Annotated in this window: 21 protein-coding genes; 9 read left to right on the forward strand and 12 right to left on the reverse strand. The window is 73.0% G+C overall.

Features of this window, described 5'->3' with window-relative positions:
• The first annotated feature begins 43 nt into the window (after positions 1-43).
• From ACZ4TG_RS10095 to ACZ4TG_RS10105, 3 genes are read left to right on the forward strand one after another with little or no spacing between them, the layout of a single operon-like run.
• Entirely contained in the window at positions 44-925 is an 882-nt protein-coding gene (locus ACZ4TG_RS10095; protein WP_468161164.1) for a MetQ/NlpA family ABC transporter substrate-binding protein, read from the forward strand.
• Complete coding sequence (locus ACZ4TG_RS10100; RefSeq protein WP_468161165.1) at positions 922-1,938, forward strand: methionine ABC transporter ATP-binding protein; 1,017 nt, start codon at positions 922-924, stop codon at positions 1,936-1,938. The genes ACZ4TG_RS10095 and ACZ4TG_RS10100 overlap by 4 nt, the downstream gene beginning before the upstream one ends.
• Complete coding sequence (locus ACZ4TG_RS10105; protein ID WP_468161166.1) at positions 1,935-2,597, forward strand: methionine ABC transporter permease; 663 nt, start codon at positions 1,935-1,937, stop codon at positions 2,595-2,597. The genes ACZ4TG_RS10100 and ACZ4TG_RS10105 overlap by 4 nt, the downstream gene beginning before the upstream one ends.
• Before the next feature lie 26 nt (positions 2,598-2,623).
• On the opposite strand, the gene ACZ4TG_RS10110 is transcribed toward ACZ4TG_RS10105, so the two are convergent.
• Positions 2,624-3,550, reverse strand: a complete 927-nt coding sequence (locus ACZ4TG_RS10110; protein ID WP_468161468.1) for a GNAT family N-acetyltransferase — start codon at positions 3,548-3,550, stop codon at positions 2,624-2,626.
• A 375-nt stretch (positions 3,551-3,925) separates the two neighbouring features.
• On the opposite strand from ACZ4TG_RS10110, the gene ACZ4TG_RS10115 reads away from it, so the two are divergent.
• Complete coding sequence (locus ACZ4TG_RS10115; protein ID WP_468161167.1) at positions 3,926-4,684, forward strand: GAF domain-containing protein; 759 nt, start codon at positions 3,926-3,928, stop codon at positions 4,682-4,684.
• 49 nt (positions 4,685-4,733) lie between these two features.
• On the opposite strand, the gene ACZ4TG_RS10120 is transcribed toward ACZ4TG_RS10115, so the two are convergent.
• Together ACZ4TG_RS10120 and ACZ4TG_RS10125 are read right to left on the reverse strand one after the other, a co-directional pair.
• Positions 4,734-4,949, reverse strand: coding sequence for a hypothetical protein (locus ACZ4TG_RS10120; RefSeq protein WP_468161168.1), 216 nt, complete (start codon positions 4,947-4,949; stop codon positions 4,734-4,736).
• Positions 4,950-5,028: 79 nt separating this feature from the next.
• A complete protein-coding gene (locus ACZ4TG_RS10125) occupies positions 5,029-5,364 on the reverse strand; it encodes a putative quinol monooxygenase (protein ID WP_468161170.1) in 336 nt (111 codons plus the stop codon).
• 118 nt (positions 5,365-5,482) lie between these two features.
• Here ACZ4TG_RS10125 and ACZ4TG_RS10130 point away from each other — a divergent pair, with 118 nt between their 5' ends.
• Together ACZ4TG_RS10130 and ACZ4TG_RS10135 are read left to right on the forward strand one after the other, a co-directional pair.
• A complete protein-coding gene (locus ACZ4TG_RS10130) occupies positions 5,483-5,827 on the forward strand; it encodes an ArsR/SmtB family transcription factor (protein WP_468161171.1) in 345 nt (114 codons plus the stop codon).
• A gap of 109 nt (positions 5,828-5,936) precedes the next feature.
• Positions 5,937-6,326, forward strand: a complete 390-nt coding sequence (locus ACZ4TG_RS10135; RefSeq protein ID WP_468161470.1) for a YIP1 family protein — start codon at positions 5,937-5,939, stop codon at positions 6,324-6,326.
• Positions 6,327-6,393: 67 nt separating this feature from the next.
• Here ACZ4TG_RS10135 and ACZ4TG_RS10140 read toward each other — a convergent pair whose 3' ends face one another.
• Positions 6,394-7,635: a serine hydrolase domain-containing protein gene (locus ACZ4TG_RS10140; protein WP_468161172.1), complete on the reverse strand. Its 1,242-nt coding sequence runs from the start codon at positions 7,633-7,635 to the stop codon at positions 6,394-6,396.
• 665 nt (positions 7,636-8,300) lie between these two features.
• Between ACZ4TG_RS10140 and ACZ4TG_RS10145 the strand changes: the two genes are divergently transcribed.
• The 3 genes from ACZ4TG_RS10145 (at position 8,301) to ACZ4TG_RS10155 (ending at position 11,662) form a co-directional block, all read left to right on the forward strand.
• A complete protein-coding gene (locus tag ACZ4TG_RS10145; protein ID WP_468161472.1) occupies positions 8,301-9,521 on the forward strand; it encodes a L,D-transpeptidase in 1,221 nt (406 codons plus the stop codon).
• A 355-nt stretch (positions 9,522-9,876) separates the two neighbouring features.
• Entirely contained in the window at positions 9,877-10,530 is a 654-nt protein-coding gene (locus tag ACZ4TG_RS10150; protein ID WP_468161173.1) for a hypothetical protein, read from the forward strand.
• A 106-nt stretch (positions 10,531-10,636) separates the two neighbouring features.
• Positions 10,637-11,662: an RNA ligase family protein gene (locus tag ACZ4TG_RS10155; protein ID WP_468161175.1), complete on the forward strand. Its 1,026-nt coding sequence runs from the start codon at positions 10,637-10,639 to the stop codon at positions 11,660-11,662.
• Positions 11,663-11,707: 45 nt separating this feature from the next.
• Here the strand turns inward: ACZ4TG_RS10155 and ACZ4TG_RS10160 are convergent, their stop codons facing one another.
• From ACZ4TG_RS10160 to ACZ4TG_RS10195, 8 genes are all read right to left on the reverse strand, one after another.
• On the reverse strand, positions 11,708-11,959 hold the full coding sequence (locus ACZ4TG_RS10160) for a hypothetical protein (RefSeq protein WP_468161176.1): 252 nt from the start codon (positions 11,957-11,959) through the stop codon (positions 11,708-11,710).
• Between the two features lie 173 nt (positions 11,960-12,132).
• Positions 12,133-13,047 carry a class A beta-lactamase gene (gene bla, locus ACZ4TG_RS10165; RefSeq protein WP_468161177.1) on the reverse strand — a complete coding sequence of 305 codons (915 nt, stop codon included), beginning with the start codon at positions 13,045-13,047 and terminating at the stop codon, positions 12,133-12,135.
• A gap of 182 nt (positions 13,048-13,229) precedes the next feature.
• A complete protein-coding gene (locus tag ACZ4TG_RS10170) occupies positions 13,230-13,562 on the reverse strand; it encodes a TcmI family type II polyketide cyclase (RefSeq protein WP_468161178.1) in 333 nt (110 codons plus the stop codon).
• 21 nt (positions 13,563-13,583) lie between these two features.
• The gene (locus ACZ4TG_RS10175; protein ID WP_468161179.1) at positions 13,584-14,066 is read right to left on the reverse strand and encodes an SRPBCC family protein; all 483 of its coding nucleotides are present in this window, start codon (positions 14,064-14,066) and stop codon (positions 13,584-13,586) included.
• A 1-nt stretch (position 14,067) separates the two neighbouring features.
• On the reverse strand, positions 14,068-14,322 hold the full coding sequence (locus ACZ4TG_RS10180; RefSeq protein WP_361771790.1) for an acyl carrier protein: 255 nt from the start codon (positions 14,320-14,322) through the stop codon (positions 14,068-14,070).
• 59 nt (positions 14,323-14,381) lie between these two features.
• Positions 14,382-15,632 carry a ketosynthase chain-length factor gene (locus ACZ4TG_RS10185; protein ID WP_468161180.1) on the reverse strand — a complete coding sequence of 417 codons (1,251 nt, stop codon included), beginning with the start codon at positions 15,630-15,632 and terminating at the stop codon, positions 14,382-14,384.
• Positions 15,629-16,900: a beta-ketoacyl-[acyl-carrier-protein] synthase family protein gene (locus ACZ4TG_RS10190; RefSeq protein WP_468161181.1), complete on the reverse strand. Its 1,272-nt coding sequence runs from the start codon at positions 16,898-16,900 to the stop codon at positions 15,629-15,631. Before ACZ4TG_RS10190 ends, ACZ4TG_RS10185 begins: the two co-directional genes overlap by 4 nt.
• Positions 16,897-17,343 carry a cupin domain-containing protein gene (locus ACZ4TG_RS10195; RefSeq protein WP_468161182.1) on the reverse strand — a complete coding sequence of 149 codons (447 nt, stop codon included), beginning with the start codon at positions 17,341-17,343 and terminating at the stop codon, positions 16,897-16,899. Before ACZ4TG_RS10195 ends, ACZ4TG_RS10190 begins: the two co-directional genes overlap by 4 nt.
• Between the last annotated feature and the right edge of the window lie 53 nt (positions 17,344-17,396).

Consider the following 17,396-nt stretch of genomic DNA (forward strand, 5'->3'; position numbering starts at 1 on the left):
GGAATCCTCATCCAATCCCTTTCTTCTGGTTACGGAACCCGCCATGTTCTCTGCACTGCCCCGCCGGCGCACCGCGATCGCCGCCGCCTCCACCGCCACCGCCCTCGCACTCCTCCTCTCGGGCTGCGGACTCGGCGATTCCGACGGGAAGCGGATCCGCGTGGGCGTCTCCGGCGACTCCCCGGAGTGGGACGTCCTCGCCAAGGAGGCCGAGAAGGAGGGGCTCACCGTGGAGACGGTCGTCTTCGACGACTACTCGCTGCCCAACAAGGCGCTCAGCGCCGGTGACATCGAACTCAACGCCTTCCAGCACCTGGTCTTCCTCGCCCAGTCGAACACCGAGAACAAGACCGACATCGCCCCCATCGCCGCGACCACCGTGGTCCCGCTCGGCCTGTACTCCAGCAAGCACAAGCAGCTCTCCGACCTCCCCGACCGCGCCGAGATCGCGCTGCCCAACGACCCCGCCAACCAGGGCCGCGGCCTGCGCGTGCTGGAGCAGGCCAAGGTCATCGAACTCCGCAAGGAAGCGGGGCTCTTCGCCACCCCGGACGACATCACCGCCAATCCGAAGCACATCAAGATCACCCCGGTGAACGCCCAGCAGACCCCCCGCACCCTCAAGGACGCCGACGCCGCGATCATCAACGACGGGGTCGCCGAACTCGCCGGGATCGACGCCAAGACCGCGCTGTTCAAGGACGACCCGACCAGCCCCCAGTCCGTCCCGTACCTCAACGTCATCGCCGCACGCGCGGACCGGAAGGACGACGCGGACTACCAGAAGATCATCAAGCTGTACGGCTCGCAGGCCGTACAGGACGAGGTGCGCCGCACCAGCAACGGCACCGCGCACCACGTCGAGCTGCCCGCCGCCGACCTGCAGGCCGAGGTGGCCCGGATCCAGAAGCAGCTGGGGCGATGACCGCCACCGTCGAACTGCGCGACGTACACAAGGAGTTCCCCGGCGGTTCGCGTGCCGTCGACGGCGTCAGCCTGTCCGTGGAGGCGGGCACGGTCTTCGGGGTGGTCGGCCACAGCGGCGCGGGGAAGTCCACCCTGCTGCGCCTGGTCAACGGCCTGGAGGAGCCCACCGCCGGCAGCGTGCTCGTCGACGGCCACGACCTCGCCACCCTCGGCGAGCGTCAACTGCGCCCCATCCGGCGGGAGATCGGCATGATCTTCCAGCAGTTCAACCTCTTCCGCTCGCGCACCGTACTCGGCAACGTGCTCTACCCGCTGCGCCTCGCGGGCATGGACCGCGCCGCCGCCCGGCAGCGCGCCGAGGAGACCCTGGACTTCGTCGGCCTCGCGGGACACGGCAAGCGCTACCCCGAGCAGCTCTCCGGCGGTCAGCGCCAGCGCGTCGGCATCGCCCGCGCTCTGGCCACCCGCCCGAAGGTCCTGCTGTGCGACGAGGCGACCTCCGCACTCGATCCCCAGACGACCGGCGAGGTGCTCGCGCTGCTGCGCCGCGTCAACCGCGAACTGGGCGTCACCACCCTCCTGATCACCCACGAGATGGAGGTCGTACGCACCCTGTGCGACCGCGTCGCCGTCATGGAGGACGGCAAGGTCGTCGAGAGCGGCGAGGTGTACGAGGTCTTCGCGCGCCCGAGCCACCCGACCACGGCCGCCTTCGTGCGTTCCGCCCTCTACGCCGAGCCCGACGCCGCGCTCCTGGAACGGCTCGGCGCCCGCCACCCGGGCCGTCTGGTGACCGTCCCGGTCGTGGACGGCGCCCCCGTCATGGACGGACTCTCGGCGCTCCTGCGCGACCACGGCGTCGACTTCACGCTCGTCCACGGCGGTGTCGCAGAGGTGCGGGGCCGCCCACTGGGAAGCGTGACCCTCGAACTACGGGGACCCGACCGGGCGGTCGAGGCCGTGGCGGCCGCACTCCTCGGCCCGGCGCGCACGGAAGCGGGTGCCCGATGAAGGCCGACTGGAGCACGTTCTGGCCCAAGGTCGTCGACGCGACCGGCGAGACGGTCTACATGGTCCTGATCACGCTGGCGCTCTCCACGGTGAGCGGCCTCGCGGTGGGCCTCGCCCTGTACGCGACGCGCAAGGGCGGCGTACTGCCCAACCGCGTCGTGCACGCGGTCCTGGGGGCGTTCATCAACGTCATCCGGCCCGTCCCGTTCATCATCGCGATCGTCGCCCTCGCGCCCGTCACGCGCGGTGTCGTCGGCACGATGATCGGAACGAACGCGGCGATCTTCCCGATGACGGTCGTCGCGACCTTCGGAGTCGCCCGGATCGTGGAGTCCAATCTGCTCTCCGTCGAGCCGGGCGTGATCGAAGCGGCCCGGTCGATGGGTGCGAGCCCGCTGCGCATCCTGCTCACGGTCCTCGTGCCCGAGGCCCTGGGGCCGCTCGTCCTCGGTCTGACCTTCATGCTCGTCGCCCTGATCGACTTCTCGGCGGTGGCCGGGACCGTCGGTGGCGGCGGCGTGGGCAACCTGGCGATGACGTACGGCTATCTGCGCTTCGACACCTCGGTGATGGTGGTGACGGTGCTGATCCTGATCGTCCTCGTCCAGGCGGCGCAGTTGCTCGGCAACCTGCTGTCCCGCAAGGTGCTGCGGCGCTGACGCGGTCGCGGGTCCCGCCGGCGAGGTCACAGGGTCCGGCTGAACTCCAGCCGGTCCGCGAAGTTCTCGAATCCGGCGTTCCGGAAGGCCTTGACCATCGCGGTGTTGCCCGCGTCGCAGTCGCCCCGGATCTCCCGGGCGCCGTGGGCCGCGAGGATCCGCGTGCCACGGACGACGACCGAGGCGGCGTACCCCTTGCCCCGGTGGGCCGGCGCGACCCCGACGAAGCCGATCACGGGCACGCTGGGATTCTCCGCGGGCAGGCTGATGACGGCCGGGGTGCCGTCGGCGTCGTAGCCGATCTCCCACCAGCCGGGCTCGTGCCGCAGTTCGGCCGTCTCCTCGAACAGCTCCTCGGCCGCGCGCCGCGGCCCGAGCCGTCGTACGTCCTCGGCGAGGCGGGCGTCCGCGGTGTCCGCGAGGAGTTCTTCCAGGAGCTCTACGAACGGGCCCGGCCCGAGGTCGGCGAGCGAGCGGAAGGTGAGCCGCGGGTCGTCGGCGGGCAGTTGCGCGGGGACCTGGAGGCTGAAGCGACGCCCGTCGCGGACCGCCTGGAAGCCTGCCCGCCGCAACAGCTCGCCCCGGCGCTCCGGGTCGCGCTGGAACTGCGGGGCCTGGGCAGGTGAGTCGACGACGTGCTCCAGCTCGGACGCGCCGAGCGCGCGGGCCCGCTCGGCGGCGGCGTCCAGCAGGGCGGTTGCGGTGTCGGGCGAGTCCGCGGGGGCCTCGTACAGCACCACGGCCAGGGGCACCTCGTGGCCGGGCAGGGTCCACAGCACGGCGCTGCCGGTCAGGAGCCCGTCCTCGTCCTCGGCGACCAGGCACCACTCGGGGCGGGTGCATCGCGTGGTGAGGAGCCGGTCCAGGTACTCCCGGGTGCCGGCGTTGCGCACGGCGTCATCGGGATGCTCGACCAGGGCCGGCAGCTCGTCCGGACGGGCGGCGCGGATCACTGTCAACGAAGAACCTCGTCGGTCGCAGGGGGTGGTGGGCAACGACGGCGAACCTACGCCCGCGGGCTGCGCGCGGACCAGTTACCGCGCCACCGTCCGTCAGGTCCGGGCCCGCGCCGGGCGACCGCACGCGGGGGCCGGGGCCGGGACAGCCGACGTCCGCGTCGTGCGAGTGGCACCCGGCCTGCGGCGTGATCGTAGGCAAGGATGATCCCCGGGCCTGCTTGCACGGCGCACCCGGGAAGGCCCGTCCGGACACGCGGCAGCGCGCCCGGACGGGGTGGAGAGCGGCCACGAGGTCCGCGCGGGAACGGCGCGGCTTCCTGACCAGGCGGCCCCGCCAGCGGCCGCACGAGGGAAACGGTGAGATCGGCAATGACCCGCGAACAGCAGCTCGCCGAGGCGTTCGTCAGCCTCACCGACACCCTTGCCGACGATGTCGACCCCCTGACCCTGCTGGACCGGCTCGCCGACATCTGCGTCACGCTCACCTCGGCCGATGCCGCGTGCGTCATGCTCGCCACCGTGCGCGGCCGCCTGCGCGCGGCGGCCCTCACCGACGACCGGCCCGAGGCCGCGGAGATGTTCCAGGCGGCCTCGGGCGAGGGTCCGTACAGCGACAGCTTCCGCCTGGGCGAGGCGGTGCACGCTCCCGACCTCGCCGCCCGTACCGATACCTGGCCGGAATTCGCCGCACTCGCCCGGGCGGCGGGCTATCAGGGTGCTCACGCCCTGCCGCTGCGCATCCGGCACCAGAAGGTCGGCTCGCTGAGCCTGCTCACCCGCACCGGCACCCCGCTGACCGGGCCGGAGGCCGCCCTGGCGCAGTGCCTGGCCGACGTGACGATCAAGGAACTGGTCTCCTGGAGGGCCGACCCGCCCCGGCCGGCCGACATCGTCACCCACACCCAGGCCGCCCTCGCCGCGAAGGCCGCCGTCGACACCGCGACCGGGATGCTGGCCACCATCGGATCCCTCGCACCCCGCGAAGCCCGCCGGGCCATGCACACCTACGGCAGCCTGCACAGGCAGGGGCTCAGCCGGGTGGCGCACGCCCTGATCCTGCGCGATCTGGACCCGCACACCGTCCTCGACGCCGTCCTCGACACCGCCCCGGCACCGGAACCCTGCTGACCGGCACCTGAACGGCAGGACGGGACTCGGCCCCGGTTGACCTCGGGGATCAGCCCCGGTTGCCCTCGACGACCCGTCTGGCCGCTTCGCTCTCGGCCGCGGGCGGGGACAGCTCGGACAGGATGTCGAGCTGGTGGTCGTCGCGCAGCTCGGTCTCCCAGGCGGCCGCCAGCTTCCGCTGCCGCTCGGTCGGCTGCTGCCGGACCTCTTCGCGGCGGTCCGGGCTCAGCGCCCTCAGGAACCGCGAGACCTCGTCGTTCTCCATCGCGTCGCCTCCCTCGTCGGGACCTACACCCAGCATCCCTCGGGCGGGCCGCGTGCGCGTGCTCCGCGGGCGCCCGGTGTCAGCGCGCGCCGTGGCCCCCGTAGGGGCTGTGCATCGTCAGGAAGCGGATCTCCAGGTCGGACCGGAGGTACTCCATCCGCCGCTCCCAGAAGTCGCGCATGTGCGGCAGGGCGAGGTGGGCGTCGAGATCGGCTTCGGAGCGCCAGGCCTCGTAGAAGACGAACACGCCCGGCTCGTCGCGCGCCTCGTGGAAGTGGTACTCCAGGCAGCCGGGCTCGGCGCGGGTCGGTTCGACGAAGGACAGCAGCAGTTCCTTCAGCTCGCCCGCGCGCTCGGGCTTGGGCCGGGCGGTGCCCACGAGGGTGAAGGGCTGGGTCGGTGCGGGCTCGGGCATGGGAGTTCCTCCGGTCGTGTCGGGCAGCAGCGCCCTAGGTACGGGATTTCTCGTACCTAGGGGACGCTAGCAACCCCGGGAGGTATGATGCAAGCCGTACCTGAGAGGAGTTGCCCGGATGCCGGACAGCGAAGGTCATCCCGCCGTCGAGGAAATGCAGCTCGGGCCGGTGCTCGCCGCACTGGCCGACCCCTCGCGCCGCCGCGTCGTACGCGAGCTCGCCGCCGCACCGGACGGGACGGCCCGCACGTGCAGCTCGTTCGGCCTGCCGGTGTCCAAGGCCACCCTCACGCACCACTTCCGGGCGCTGCGCGAGGCGGGCCTGATCCGGCAGGTCGACCGGGGCAACAGCCGGATGGCCACGCTGCGGCGCGCCGACCTCGAACAGCGCTTCCCCGGGCTCCTCGCCCTCGTCACCGCCGCGCCCGATGAGACGGACCCGCCCCGAGCGCAGCCCCGGTGACGGGCGAGGGGGTCAGGAGGCCTGCCCGGCCGCCCGCCCCTGCGGAGCGAGCACCGACCGGATCTCCTCGTGGTGGCGCCGGCCCCGGGGCCGGATCTGAGTACATGATCTGAGTAGGGAAGCGGAGGCGGCGCGGCCCGCGGATACGTTCAATGGCCCCATGAACGACGCTCCCGCCGACGAGGCCACCGTCTGGACGCCCATATGGGCGACGGTCCTCGCGGTCCTCCTGCTCCCCGTCGCGATGCTCTTCGGCGGCCTCGCACCGATGGCCGCCGACAGCTGCGGCCCCGACCACTGCTCCCGCGCCCTGGACAGCGCCCTCGCGATCGTCAGCGTGGGCCTGTTCGCGAGCTTCACGCTCACCCCCGTGCTGCTCTTCCTCGGCTGGCTCCTCCCGCATCACCCGCGGTACGTCAAGGCGCGCCGGATCGGGGCCTGGTGCGCGCTGCTGCCGCCCGCGGCCGTGATCCTCACGGTCCTCGGTCTGCCGGAGTAGGCGGGTCCGGGCGGGCCGGCGCGGCGCCGCGGCGGGGGTGCCGCTGTGGCGCCGCGCCGGGGTGGTGTCAGCGCCGCTCCGGCAGGTCCGCCTCGGCCGGGGCCACCGCGGCGCCGCGCGCCTTCGCCGCCGGGGCCGTCGCGGGCTTACCGCAGAAGGCGGCTTCGAGCGTTCCGCCCAGGGCCGTGTTGGCGCCGCCCCGGTTCGAGGTGTTGGCCATGGCGGAGAGGCTGCGGCTGCCGTCACGGGTGGTGAAGGTGTAGGTGTAGAAGCCCTGCACCGTGCCGGTGTGGCCGTACACCGACGTCCCGCAGGAGAGGTCGTACCGGCGCAGGCCCAGCCCGTAGAACCGGGTGTTCGTGGTGTCGGTGGGGGTCACGGTGGTCATGGCGTTCAGCTGGGTCGCGCTCAGCAGCCTGCCGCGGAGCAGCGCGGACATGAAGGTGCTCAGGTCGGCCTGGGTCGAGATCATCGCACCGGCGGACTGGGCCCAGGACACCGTCTGCTCGGTGGAGTCGACCAGCGGGGCGCCCTCCTGGTCCGGGTGGAGGTAGCCGTTGACGTGCGGGCCCTTGATGGCCGTCGAGGGGTGTACGTACGAGGTGTTGCGCAGCCCCAGCGGCTTGATGATGCGGCGCTCGTACTCCTTGGCGACGGGACGGCCGGTCATCTTCTCGATGAGCATCCCGACCACGACGAAGTTCGTGTTGGAGTAGCTGTACGCGGCGCCCGGCTGGGTCGTCCGCGGTTCGGCGAGGGAGAGGTTGAGGAGCTCCTGGTAGCTGAACACCTTGTTGCGCACGGCCTCGAAGCCCGGCACGGTGTCCGCGAACATGGCGTTCGTGTAGTCCGACAGCCCGCTGCGGTGGCTGAGCAGGTGGCGCACCGTGATGCGGTCGTCGGGCAGCAGGCCGGGCAGGTAGCGGTTGACCGGGGCGTCCAGGCTGATCTTGCCCTCGTCCACCAGCTGGAGCAGGACGACGCTGGAGAACGTCTTGGTGACACTGCCGATCCGGAACCGGGCGTTGGGGTCCATCGCCGCGCCCGTGGTCCTGTCCTGGACGCCCGCCACCCTGGTCTCGACCCCGCCCGGGCCGGTGAAGCGGGCCATGGCGCCGGGCGCGCCGGCGGCCAGGGTCTTCTGCAGCACCTGCGACAGGCCCTCCAGGTCGGGCGCCACCTGCTGGGCGGCCGGGGCGGCGGGCGCAGTCGCCGGCGCGGCGTAGGCCGTGGCGGCAGGTGCGAGACCTGCCACCACGGCGAGCAGCGCGGCACTGACGGTCAGGCGTCGTTCAACGGACAGGCGCACGGATTCCTCGAATCGATCGTTGCGGTAAAGAGGGCAGCACAAGGGAACTTGCCGTCGGAGGTGGTCAACCCCGCGGACGGACAGCGGCTCTGAGCCTACGAAAGATCTTGAGGCGAGATGCACACGATCGGTTCCCACGCGGATCGGCCCACCGGCGATTTCCGGCCAGATGCCCCTCGTCGCGGCTGATCCGCGCCGAACGGAGCGGGGCCGCTCGCGACGCGGGGCGGACGGCTCGACGCCTTGGGGTGACGGGCCGTTCGGCGCAGCCCGGCTTGCGCCGTACGGGTTCTCTTGGGCGCCCGTTCGGCCGCATCAGCCTGAGTCATGATCATCATCCTGCCTTGAAATCGTTCTGATGCTGCCATCCGGCCGTGGCGATCTGGGAGGGCCGCATGAGGAAGTCATCGACACACCGTGCACGAAGGCGACGAGTGAACAAGGTGTGGAGTGCCGTCGGCGCGGTGGTCGGGACGGCTCTCGTGGCCGCCGCGGCGCCGGCCACCGCGCACCACACCGACGACAGCCCCGAAGCCTCCGTGACGCTGGTGGTGAGCAGGGTCCTGGACACCGGGGGCTCGGAGGACGGCGCGGAGGACGGCGCGGAGGACGGCGCCGGCGGCCCCTGCGCGGTGGAGACCTTCCGGGCCGGTCCCTGCGGCGGATTGCGGCAGCAGCGCGTCCTGGCCACGACGCGCGGCGCCGGTGCGGTGGTGCGCGACTCCTCGGCCCGGGACTCCGTACGAGAGGCGCAGGCGGTCGCGCTGCCCACGGATGCCGGCGGCCCCCTCGAACTCGCCCTCGCCGACCCGGGCCGGCTCACCCACGTGACCGTCCAGGACGGGCACGGGCGTTACGTGGGCGGCGCGCTGGGCGCCGTCGACCACCGCTGGACCAACACCGAACCGCTGCGGGCCGGTGAGCTGTACACCGTCCGCGTCGCCGCCCAGGACGCCGCCGGGACCCCGGTCGGGGTGACCATGGCCTTCCGGACCGCGCCGCCCGGGGAACACGGCCGGCTCACGGTGGAGTTCGGGCCGGAGCCCGGGATCTACGGGGCGGGCCAGATCGTGACGGCCTCCCTCAGCCAGCCGGTCCCGGCCGAGGACCGGACGGCCAGGGCCCGGCTGGAACGCGCGCTGCAGGTGACCTCCGAGCCGGCGGTCGAGGGCTCGTGGCACTGGGTGGACGACTCCACCCTGCACTACCGCCCGCGCGCCTACTGGCCGGCGCACACCGTGGTGCACGTGAGCAGCGGACTCGACGGGGTGGAGCTCGGCGACCACACGTACGGCGGCCCGTCGAGTCCGCTGGAACTCACCATCGGGGACAGGGTCGAGGCGGTGACCGACTCCGCCGCCCACGAGATGACGGTCCGCCGCAACGGCCGGGTCCTGCGTACGATCCCGGTCACCACCGGGAAGGCCGGGTTCCTGACCCGCAGCGGGGTCAAGGTCGTACTGGGCAAGGAGGCCAAGGTCCGGATGCGCGGGGACACCGTCGGCATCAAGCGCGGCACGACCGAGTTCTACGACCTGCCGGTGCTCTACGCGACCCGCGTGACGTGGAGCGGCGAGTACGTGCACGCCGCCCCCTGGTCGGTCGACGCGCAGGGCGAGGAGAACGTCAGCCACGGCTGTACGGGGATGAGCACCGCGGACGCCGCCTGGTTCTTCGACACGGTGCGCAAGGGCGACCTCGTGGAGGTGGTCAACAGCGGCGGCGAGCCGATGACTCCGTTCGACAACGGCTTCGGCGACTGGAACCTCGACTGGCAGGCGTGGCAGGCGGGCAGCGCGCTGGTCCCGGCCACCGAACCCGCCCTGACCCCGGCCCGCGCCTCGACGCCCTCGCGCACCCCGTCCCGGCTGCGGCCCCTGACGTGAGGACGCCGGCCCGCGGGAATCAGCCGGCGGGGCGAGCCCGAGCGCCCTGGGGAGTGTCCGGGTCGGACGCGGTGCCCGCCCCGGCCTGCGCGAGTTCCACCCCGGTCCGGTACAGCTCGACCAGCAGCGGCCACAACCCCGCACCGGCGGTGGTGAGTCCGTAACGGGTGCGTACGGGAAAGCCGGGCAGTCGCTACCGGCCGGCGAGGCCCTGCCCCTCCAGCGTCCGGAGGCGCCCACTGTCGTCCTGACCGCCGACACGAGGGCCCGGAACTGAGGGGCCGACCGGCCCGTGGCATCGTGGCGGTGAGGGTCCGTCATCGGCAGGACCACCAGCAGGAGGAGCGGAACAGGTATGACGATTCACCGACCGGGGCTGCCGGGAGACCTGCCGGCGCCGGAGCTGCTGTGGGCGCGGTGGGCCCTGGTCGCCACGCTGGAGGCGACCACGGCGGCCGAGAGCCGGGGCGTCCACCGCACCGGGCACTGGATCGAGGAGGACACGCTCCGCCTCGACGACTGCGGCTGCACCTGGTGGGCCCTGTCCCGGCTGGGCCGGGGCCACTACGTGCTCTACGGCGAGGACGAGTCGAGCCAGGTCAAGTGGCACGAGCCCGGCGTCGACATGCTGGCGCAGGGCCCGGACTGGCTGCCGTACGAGACGCTCCGCGAGCTGCTCGAGGGCTGGGAGCTGGGCTGCGTCTACTGGTACGAGAACGGCTCCTGGGCCCGCGCGCCGTACCCCGAGGACCTGGACGACGACGGGCTCGACTGCGGGATGAGCCGCTTCGCGGAACGCGATGAGGTGCTCGGACTCCTGGCCGGCCACGGCCGGGCCGCGGCGGAGCTGCTGGACGCGGCGGAGGGCTACCGGCTGGAGCCCGGGGCCCTGGAGGCCCTGGTCGCGGAGGCCGGTGAGGATGCCGGGGACCACGAGCGGGACCTGCCCGCGATGCTGCGCGCGCTGCGCAGCGCCGGGCTGAGCGCGGAGTCCGTGCCGACCGCGTAAGCGCGGAGCCCGAGGCGGCCCGGCCCGGCCCCGCCCCGCCCGGCCCGGCCCGGCACCGTACGGAAATCCCGGGTGGCGCGCCCGTCCCCGCGGCTACCATCGGCCGGTGCACGCCGAACCCCTCCCCTGGTCCCCGTACCCGAAGATCCCCGCCGGCCGCAGGCTGGGCGAAGCCGGCGGGCGGGACTGGGTCGCCCAGGAGAAGGTCCACGGTGCCAACTTCGCCGTGGTCTGCGACGGGACGGGGACGCACCCCGCCAAGCGCCGCGAACTCCTCGGGGACGGCGGCCTGGACGAGTTCTTCGGCGTCGGCCGGGTCTGGCCGGCCCTGGCCGTGGCCGCGGGCCGCTGCGCCGCCCTGCTGCGCGAGCACTGCGGGGCCGGGGCCTCGGCCGTCGTGACCGTCTACGGCGAACTCGCGGGCGGCCGTTACCCGCACCCGGACGTACCTCCGGCTCCGGGGGCCGAACCCGTGCAGACCGGTGTCTGGTACGCGCCGGAGCTGCTGTGGCTGCCGTTCGACGCGACCGTCGCCACGGACGACGGCCTGTGCTGGGTGTCCGACCGGGCGCTACGGGCCGCTGCGGGCGCGGCGGGGCTGCACTGCGCGCCGCTGCTGGCCCGGGGCAGCCTGGCCCGCGTCGGGCAGCTGCCCGTGGTCTTCCCCACCCGGCTGCCCGCGCTGCTCGGGCTGCCCGCGCTGGAGGACAACCTGGCCGAGGGCCTGGTGGTCAAACCGGCCGGTGACTCCTGGGCGGCCGTCCCGCCGATGGCCAAGCTCAAGCAGCCCGCGTTCGCGGAGGACGAGCGGTTCGCCGGTTCGCGCCCGTTCCGGGTACCGGACGGGGGCGCGGCCGGAGTGCCCGGCTGGCTGCTCGGCCATGCCGCCGGGCTGCTCACCCCCGCTCGGGCCGCGGCGGCGGTGGGCAAGCTGGGGCCCCGTACCCCGGAGGCCGAGGTGGCCGGCGAGATCGCCCGGGACGCGGCCGACGAGTGCGAGGCGGCGCTGGGCGGGCTGGACGGGGCCACCCGTCGCGCGCTGGAGCAGGCACTGCGCCCGGGCGCGCTGTCGCTGGCCCGCTTCGACGCGGCCGACCGGCATGTGGCGGCCAGGCCCGCGCACCCGGCCTGATTCCTTCGACCGCGGCCCCGAGCCGCGCGCCGTCGCCTCGGGCGGTCAGCGCTGGAGGGAGTCCGCGACGGCTCGGGTCCACCGCTCGGCCACTGCCGCCTCCGCCGGGTCCGCCTCGGCCGCCGGCCGGACCACGACCGGCATCCGTACCCCGTCCGAGGGCGGACGGACGCCATCGGCCGTCGCGCGGGCGGAGGTGTTCGGCGGGCCCGTCATCTCGGAGGCGGCGCCCACGCCCACCGCTCCCAGGGCGATGGCGGACGCGGCCAGCGCCACCGTGCGCTTCCTCATGGTCATCCCCACAGCGTCTGCCGGTCGTCTTCGGCCCCTGCGCCGGACCGCCTGGGGAGGATCTCCGAGGCCGTCCGTACGCACACCAGGAAAACGGTAGGCCATTCCCGCCCCGGGCCAATCGTTTCAGCAGCCCATCGCGCCGAAAGAGGGCCGGGCGGCGGGAGTTGGGGCCGGTCTCAGCCGAGGGCCGCGGCCACCAGGGCGGCGGTCTTCTCGACCAGCTTGTTGTCGGCCGGGGCGTCGGGCTCGGGCCGGGTCGTCAGGACGGTCAGGACCACCGGCGGGCGGCCCGGCGGCCAGGCGATGCCCGCGTCGTTGTTGGTGCCGTACAGGCCGCCGCCCGTCTTGTCCGCGAGGACCCAGTCGGCGGGCAGGCCGGCCCGGAACCTCTCGCCGCTGGTGGTGTTGGCCAGCAGCCAGCCGGTCAGCCGCTCGCTGTCCCGGGGGGTGAGGGCGCCGCCGAGGGCCAGGCGCCCGTACGTCCGGGCGATGGCGCGGGGGCTGGTGGTGTCGGTGAGGCGCGTCGGTTCGGCCGAGTTCAGTTCCGGCTCCCAGCGGTCGAGGCGGGTCGTACCGTCCCCGATCGAGCGGCAGAACCGGGTGATCGCGGTCGGCCCGCCCAGCTCGCGCAGCAGGAGGTTCGCGGCCGCGTTGTCGCTGTAGGAGATCGCGGCGGCGCACAGTTCCCCGACCGTCATGCCGTTGGCGAGGTTCTCGGGCTTGGCGGTGATCGGCGTGTGGCCGGCGGCCTCGACGTCCTTGGCGGTGTACCGGATGCGCTCGGCCAGGAACTCGCCGTCCCGGTCGAGATCGCGCAGGACGGCCGCGGCGGCGAGCGTCTTGAAGACGGAACACATCGGGAAGCGCTCGTCCGCCCGGTATCCGATCGTGCGCCCCGTGCCCGTGTCGTACGCGAACACGCCCAGGCGGGCGGAGTGCTGCCGTTCCAGCTCCCTCAACCGGTCCGTCGTCCCGGCGCCGTTCGGCGTCGAGGCGTGTGCGGTCCCGCTCAGGGGCACGGCAGCGGCCAGGGCCGCCGCGCCCAGTGCGAGGACGGTTCGCCGGGACCTGCGCGATGGGGTGGTGTACAAGATCATCTCTCCCGCCACAAAGGAAATGTCCCCCGGGAAAACGCGGGAATGGCCCGGTTGGTTCCAATTCCCGGCCGGGCGCTCCGTCGGCGTGGGTCCCCACGCCGACGGCTCTGCCCCCTGGTCACGGGGCAGAGCCGTCGCGGTGTGGCTGTATCGGGTGGCGTGGAGCCCGGGCGGCGCTACCGGCCGCCCGAACGCTCCCAGCGGTAGAACTGCTGGGCCATGGCGTCCTTCGGACTCCGCCAGGTCTGCGGGTCGTGCGGACTGATGAAGGCGGAGAGCCGGTCGCTGAGGTCGCGGAACTCCGGGTGGTCGGTCACCTGGGCGATGGCCGGGCCCGGGGGCTCGTCCGACTCGATCAGGTGGAGGTACACCTCCCCGAACTGGAAGAGGCTGCGGCTCCTGACCCCGACGAGGTGGGGCAGTTCGCCCGCGTCCGAGGCGGCGAAGAGCCTGGCGACGTCGGGGGCGGAACCGGGGGCCATGCGGGCCACGATGAGGGCCTGGTGCATCTGGCTGTTGCCTTTCGTCCGTCAGCGCTGACTGGTCACGGGCTCGCGGCTCTCCCGCTCGCGCTGTTCGATCTTGTCCCGGATGAGTGCCATCTGGACGCGGGAGTTGCGGTTGATGTTGTCCGTCATCCAGACGTCGTCGACGGGCGCGTCGGGCTTCATCGCGAAGTCCTGGACCCAGCGCATCCGGGTGCCTCCGCCGGGCACCGGGTGGTACTCCCAGTGGATGTTCATGTGGTCGAACGGGCCGGTCTCCACCCGGCGCGCCTTGACCTTGAGGCCTTCGCGGTCGACGGTGCGTTCCGACACCCAGCTCCACACCACGCCGTTCTCGTCGGGGTGCATGGCCAGCCGGAACTTGGTGGTGTCGCCGACGCGGTCGAGGATCTCGATCGACGCGTACTCGCTGAAGAGCTGGGGCCAGTTCTGGATGTCGTTGGTCACCTCCCACACCACGTCGACGGGCGCGTTGACGGTGATCTCGTTGTCGGTGTGGCCGGGCATTTCAGGCTCCTGTCATGAGGCTGTTGTTGACGAGGTCGAGGAACTCGCGCGGGCTCGCGCAGCGGTCGGCGTCGGTGGGCAGGGCCCGGCCGCGCCGGTTCTCCAGTTCGCCGACGATGCCGAGCAGACCGAGCGAGTCGAGTCCGTACTCGTCGAACCGCGATTCCGGGCGGCTCGTCAGCTCGGCGGGGTCGACGGTGATGCCGGCGTTCTTCATCAGGGACGCCAGCTCTTCCATGGTGAGGCGGTCGGACATGGTCTCTTCTCTCTTCCTACGAGGGCGCGTGAGCCGGGGGGTCCCCGGCGCGGCCCGCCCTAGACGGCGGATTCCGGTCCTCTGCGGAGGACGAGGGCCGAGTTCGAGCCCATCTGGCCCCGGCTCAGCACGAGCGCGGTCCGCACGTCCGCGGACCGTGCCCCACCGGTGACCACATCGAGGTCGTGGCAGACCTCGAAGACGTTCGGCGTCGGCGGTACGACGCCGTGTTCCAGTGCCATGACGGCGGCGGCCACGTCGAGGGTGCCGGCGGCGCAATAGGCCCGTCCGATCCCGGTCTTGGGCGCCGTGACCGGCACCCTGCGCCCGCGGCCGCCGAGGGCGTCCGCGATCGCCCACGCCTCGGCGGCGTCGGCGCGGGGGGTTCCGAACGCGTCGGCGAAGACGACGTCGATCTCCTCGGGGCCGCAGCCGGCCTCGCGGAGCGCGCCGCGGATGGCACGGGACAGGCCCTCGCCCGACTCCTCCCAGCGCTGCGGGCCGGTGAAGGTCGCGCAGTGCCCGGCCACCACGGCCCGTACGGTCGCGCCGCGCCGCAGGGCTGCGGCGCCGTCCTCGACGACGAACATCGCGCCGCCCTCGGCCGGTACGAAGCCCGAGGCCTTCTCGGTGAAGGGCCGGTAGGCCCGTTCGGGGTCGTCGTCGGTGCTCAGGCCCTCGTAGCCCAGCTGGCAGACGACGGAGTAGGGCGCGAGCGGGGCTTCCGTCGCGCCGACCAGCATGGCGCGGCTGCCCTGGCGGATCGCCCGGGCCGCGTGGGCGAAGGCGTCGAGTCCGCCCGCCTCGTCCCCGCAGACCACTCCGCAGGGGCCCTTGAGCCCGCGCCGGATGGAGATCTGGCCGGTGCTGGCGGCGTAGAACCACGCGATCGACTGGTACGGACCGACGTAGCGGGGGCCCTGCCCCCACAGCCGTTGCAGCTCGCGCTGCCCGAACTCGCCGCCGCCCGATCCGGCCGCGGTGACCACCCCGACCGAGAACGGGTCGTCCGCGTAGTCGGCCTGCGCCAGGCGGGCGTCCTGCAGCGCGAGGTCGGCCGCGCCCAGGGCGTAGTGGCTGAAGCGGTCGGTCTGCACGAGGAAGCGGTCCTCGACGAGCGTGCCGGGGTCGAAGCCCCGTACCTCTCCCGCGATCCGCAGCGGGAGGTGCTCGCACCCCTCGCGCGTCACCCGGGCCAGGACGCTGTCGCCCGACTGGGTCGCCTTCCAGAAGGCGTCGGCGCCGATCCCGTTGGGTGCCACCACCCCGATGCCGGTGATGACCGATGCCCCTTCCGAGCGACTGTTCACGCGCCCACCTCCTTCGGCTGGGTCATGACGACGGCGGACTGGAATCCGCCGAAGCCGCTGCCGACGGAGAGCACGCTGCGCAGGGTGTGGCTGCGGGCCGTCTTCGGCACGTAGTCCAGGTCGCACTCGGGGTCGGGCGTCTCGTAGTTCGCGGTCGGCGGCACCACGTGGTGGGTCATCGCGAGCACGCAGGCGGCGAGCTCGATGGCCCCGATGGCGCCGAGGGAGTGACCGACCATCGACTTGATGGAGGTCATCGGGGTCCGGTAGGCGTGGTCGCCCAGGACCCGCTTGACCGCCGCGGTCTCGTGCCGGTCGTTCTGCTTGGTCCCGGAGCCGTGCGCGTTGACGTAGTCGATCTCCGCGGCGTTGACCCGGGCCTGCCCGAGGGCGGTTTCTATGGACCGGGCCATCTCCAGCCCCTCCGTGGTCAGTCCCGTCATGTGGTGGGCGTTGCCGAAGGTGGCGTACCCGCCGATCTCGCAGTAGACGGTCGCGCCGCGGGCCCGGGCGTGCTCCAGGTCCTCCAGTACGAGGACGGCGCCGCCCTCGCCGAGGACGAATCCGTCGCGGTCCGCGTCGAAGGGCCTGGACGCGTGGGCGGGGTCGTCGTTGTTCGGCGAGGTGGCCTTGATGGCGTCGAAGCAGGCCACGGTGATCGGGGAGACGGGTGAGTCCGAGGCCCCGGCGATGCACACGTCCATCCGGCCCTCCTGGATGGCGTGGACGGCGTACCCGATGGCGTCGAGCCCGGAGGTGCAGCCCGTCGAGACGGTCTGTACGGGCCCGCGGGCGCCCGTCTGCTCCGCGACGGCGGAGGCGAGGGTCGCGGGGGTGAACGCCCGGTGCAGGTGGGGCGAGGCGAGCCGGTGGTCCACGTCCCACCAGGCGCCCTTCTCGCTGACGGCCACGTAGTCGTGCTCCAGCCGAGTGGTTCCGCCGACCGCGGTGCCCAGGGAGACTCCCGTCCGCCAGGCCGTGTCGGAGTCCAGCTCGAGGCCGGCGTCGGCCACCGCTTCGCGCGCGGCGACCAGGGCGAACTGGATGTACCGGTCGTGCCGGTCCGCCTCGCCCGGGTCGAATCCGTGCTCCGCGGGGTCGAAGTCGACCTCCGCGGCTATCCGGGAGCGGAACCCGGTCGGGTCGAAGAGGGTGATGCCGCGCGTCGCCGTACGCCCGTTGGACAGCAGGTCCCAGAAGGCGCGGGCGCCGATGCCGCCGGGGGCGACGACGCCGACCCCGGTCACGGCCACCCGTCGGCGGGTCATGCGACCACTCCTGTGTGCTCGGGTGGCCGCTGGTCCCAGGCGGACTCGTGCGGGTGCGGAGCCTCTTCGGTGTCGACGTGGCCGAGCTCCGGCCGGGGGGCGAGCGGGCCGAGGTGGAAGACCATCCGGGCCTCGGTGTCGCCGACGTTGCGGAACCGGTGGCGCACGTTCAGCGGCACCAGCAGCCCCTGGTCCGTGCGCAGCGGGTGGGCCTCGCCGTCGAGGTCGACTTCCAGACTGCCGGCGACCACGTACACGAACTCCTCGGAGTACGGGTGGTAGTGCTCGGCGATCGACTCGCCCGGAGCCATGATGGCCAGACCCATGAACCCGCTGGTCGAACCGGCCGAGGTCGGGGTGAGCACCGCTCTCAGGTCGCCTCCGCGCCTGCGGTTGGGCTGGGTCTCGCTGAGGTCGACGATGCGTGGGCGATGTGTGCTCATGACTGACTTCCTCCAGGCGTACGGGTTGGCTCGGTACGGGCGCGTGCGGATGG

The organism is Streptomyces sp. NPDC028314, assembly GCF_055565795.1.

Bases quoted from the DNA above. Each gene is read 5' to 3' on its own strand.
- ACZ4TG_RS10095 (WP_468161164.1), top strand. From the start codon at position 44: ATGTTCTCTGCACTGCCCCGCCGGCGCACCGCGATCGCCGCCGCCTCC.
- ACZ4TG_RS10100 (WP_468161165.1), top strand. From the start codon at position 922: ATGACCGCCACCGTCGAACTGCGCGACGTACACAAGGAGTTCCCCGGC.
- ACZ4TG_RS10105 (WP_468161166.1), top strand. From the start codon at position 1,935: ATGAAGGCCGACTGGAGCACGTTCTGGCCCAAGGTCGTCGACGCGACC.
- ACZ4TG_RS10115 (WP_468161167.1), top strand. From the start codon at position 3,926: ATGACCCGCGAACAGCAGCTCGCCGAGGCGTTCGTCAGCCTCACCGAC.
- ACZ4TG_RS10120 (WP_468161168.1), bottom strand. From the start codon at position 4,949: ATGGAGAACGACGAGGTCTCGCGGTTCCTGAGGGCGCTGAGCCCGGAC.
- ACZ4TG_RS10125 (WP_468161170.1), bottom strand. From the start codon at position 5,364: ATGCCCGAGCCCGCACCGACCCAGCCCTTCACCCTCGTGGGCACCGCC.
- ACZ4TG_RS10130 (WP_468161171.1), top strand. From the start codon at position 5,483: ATGCCGGACAGCGAAGGTCATCCCGCCGTCGAGGAAATGCAGCTCGGG.
- ACZ4TG_RS10150 (WP_468161173.1), top strand. From the start codon at position 9,877: ATGACGATTCACCGACCGGGGCTGCCGGGAGACCTGCCGGCGCCGGAG.
- ACZ4TG_RS10160 (WP_468161176.1), bottom strand. From the start codon at position 11,959: ATGACCATGAGGAAGCGCACGGTGGCGCTGGCCGCGTCCGCCATCGCC.
- ACZ4TG_RS10170 (WP_468161178.1), bottom strand. From the start codon at position 13,562: ATGCACCAGGCCCTCATCGTGGCCCGCATGGCCCCCGGTTCCGCCCCC.
- ACZ4TG_RS10175 (WP_468161179.1), bottom strand. From the start codon at position 14,066: ATGCCCGGCCACACCGACAACGAGATCACCGTCAACGCGCCCGTCGAC.
- ACZ4TG_RS10180 (WP_361771790.1), bottom strand. From the start codon at position 14,322: ATGTCCGACCGCCTCACCATGGAAGAGCTGGCGTCCCTGATGAAGAAC.
- ACZ4TG_RS10190 (WP_468161181.1), bottom strand. From the start codon at position 16,900: ATGACCCGCCGACGGGTGGCCGTGACCGGGGTCGGCGTCGTCGCCCCC.
- ACZ4TG_RS10195 (WP_468161182.1), bottom strand. From the start codon at position 17,343: ATGAGCACACATCGCCCACGCATCGTCGACCTCAGCGAGACCCAGCCC.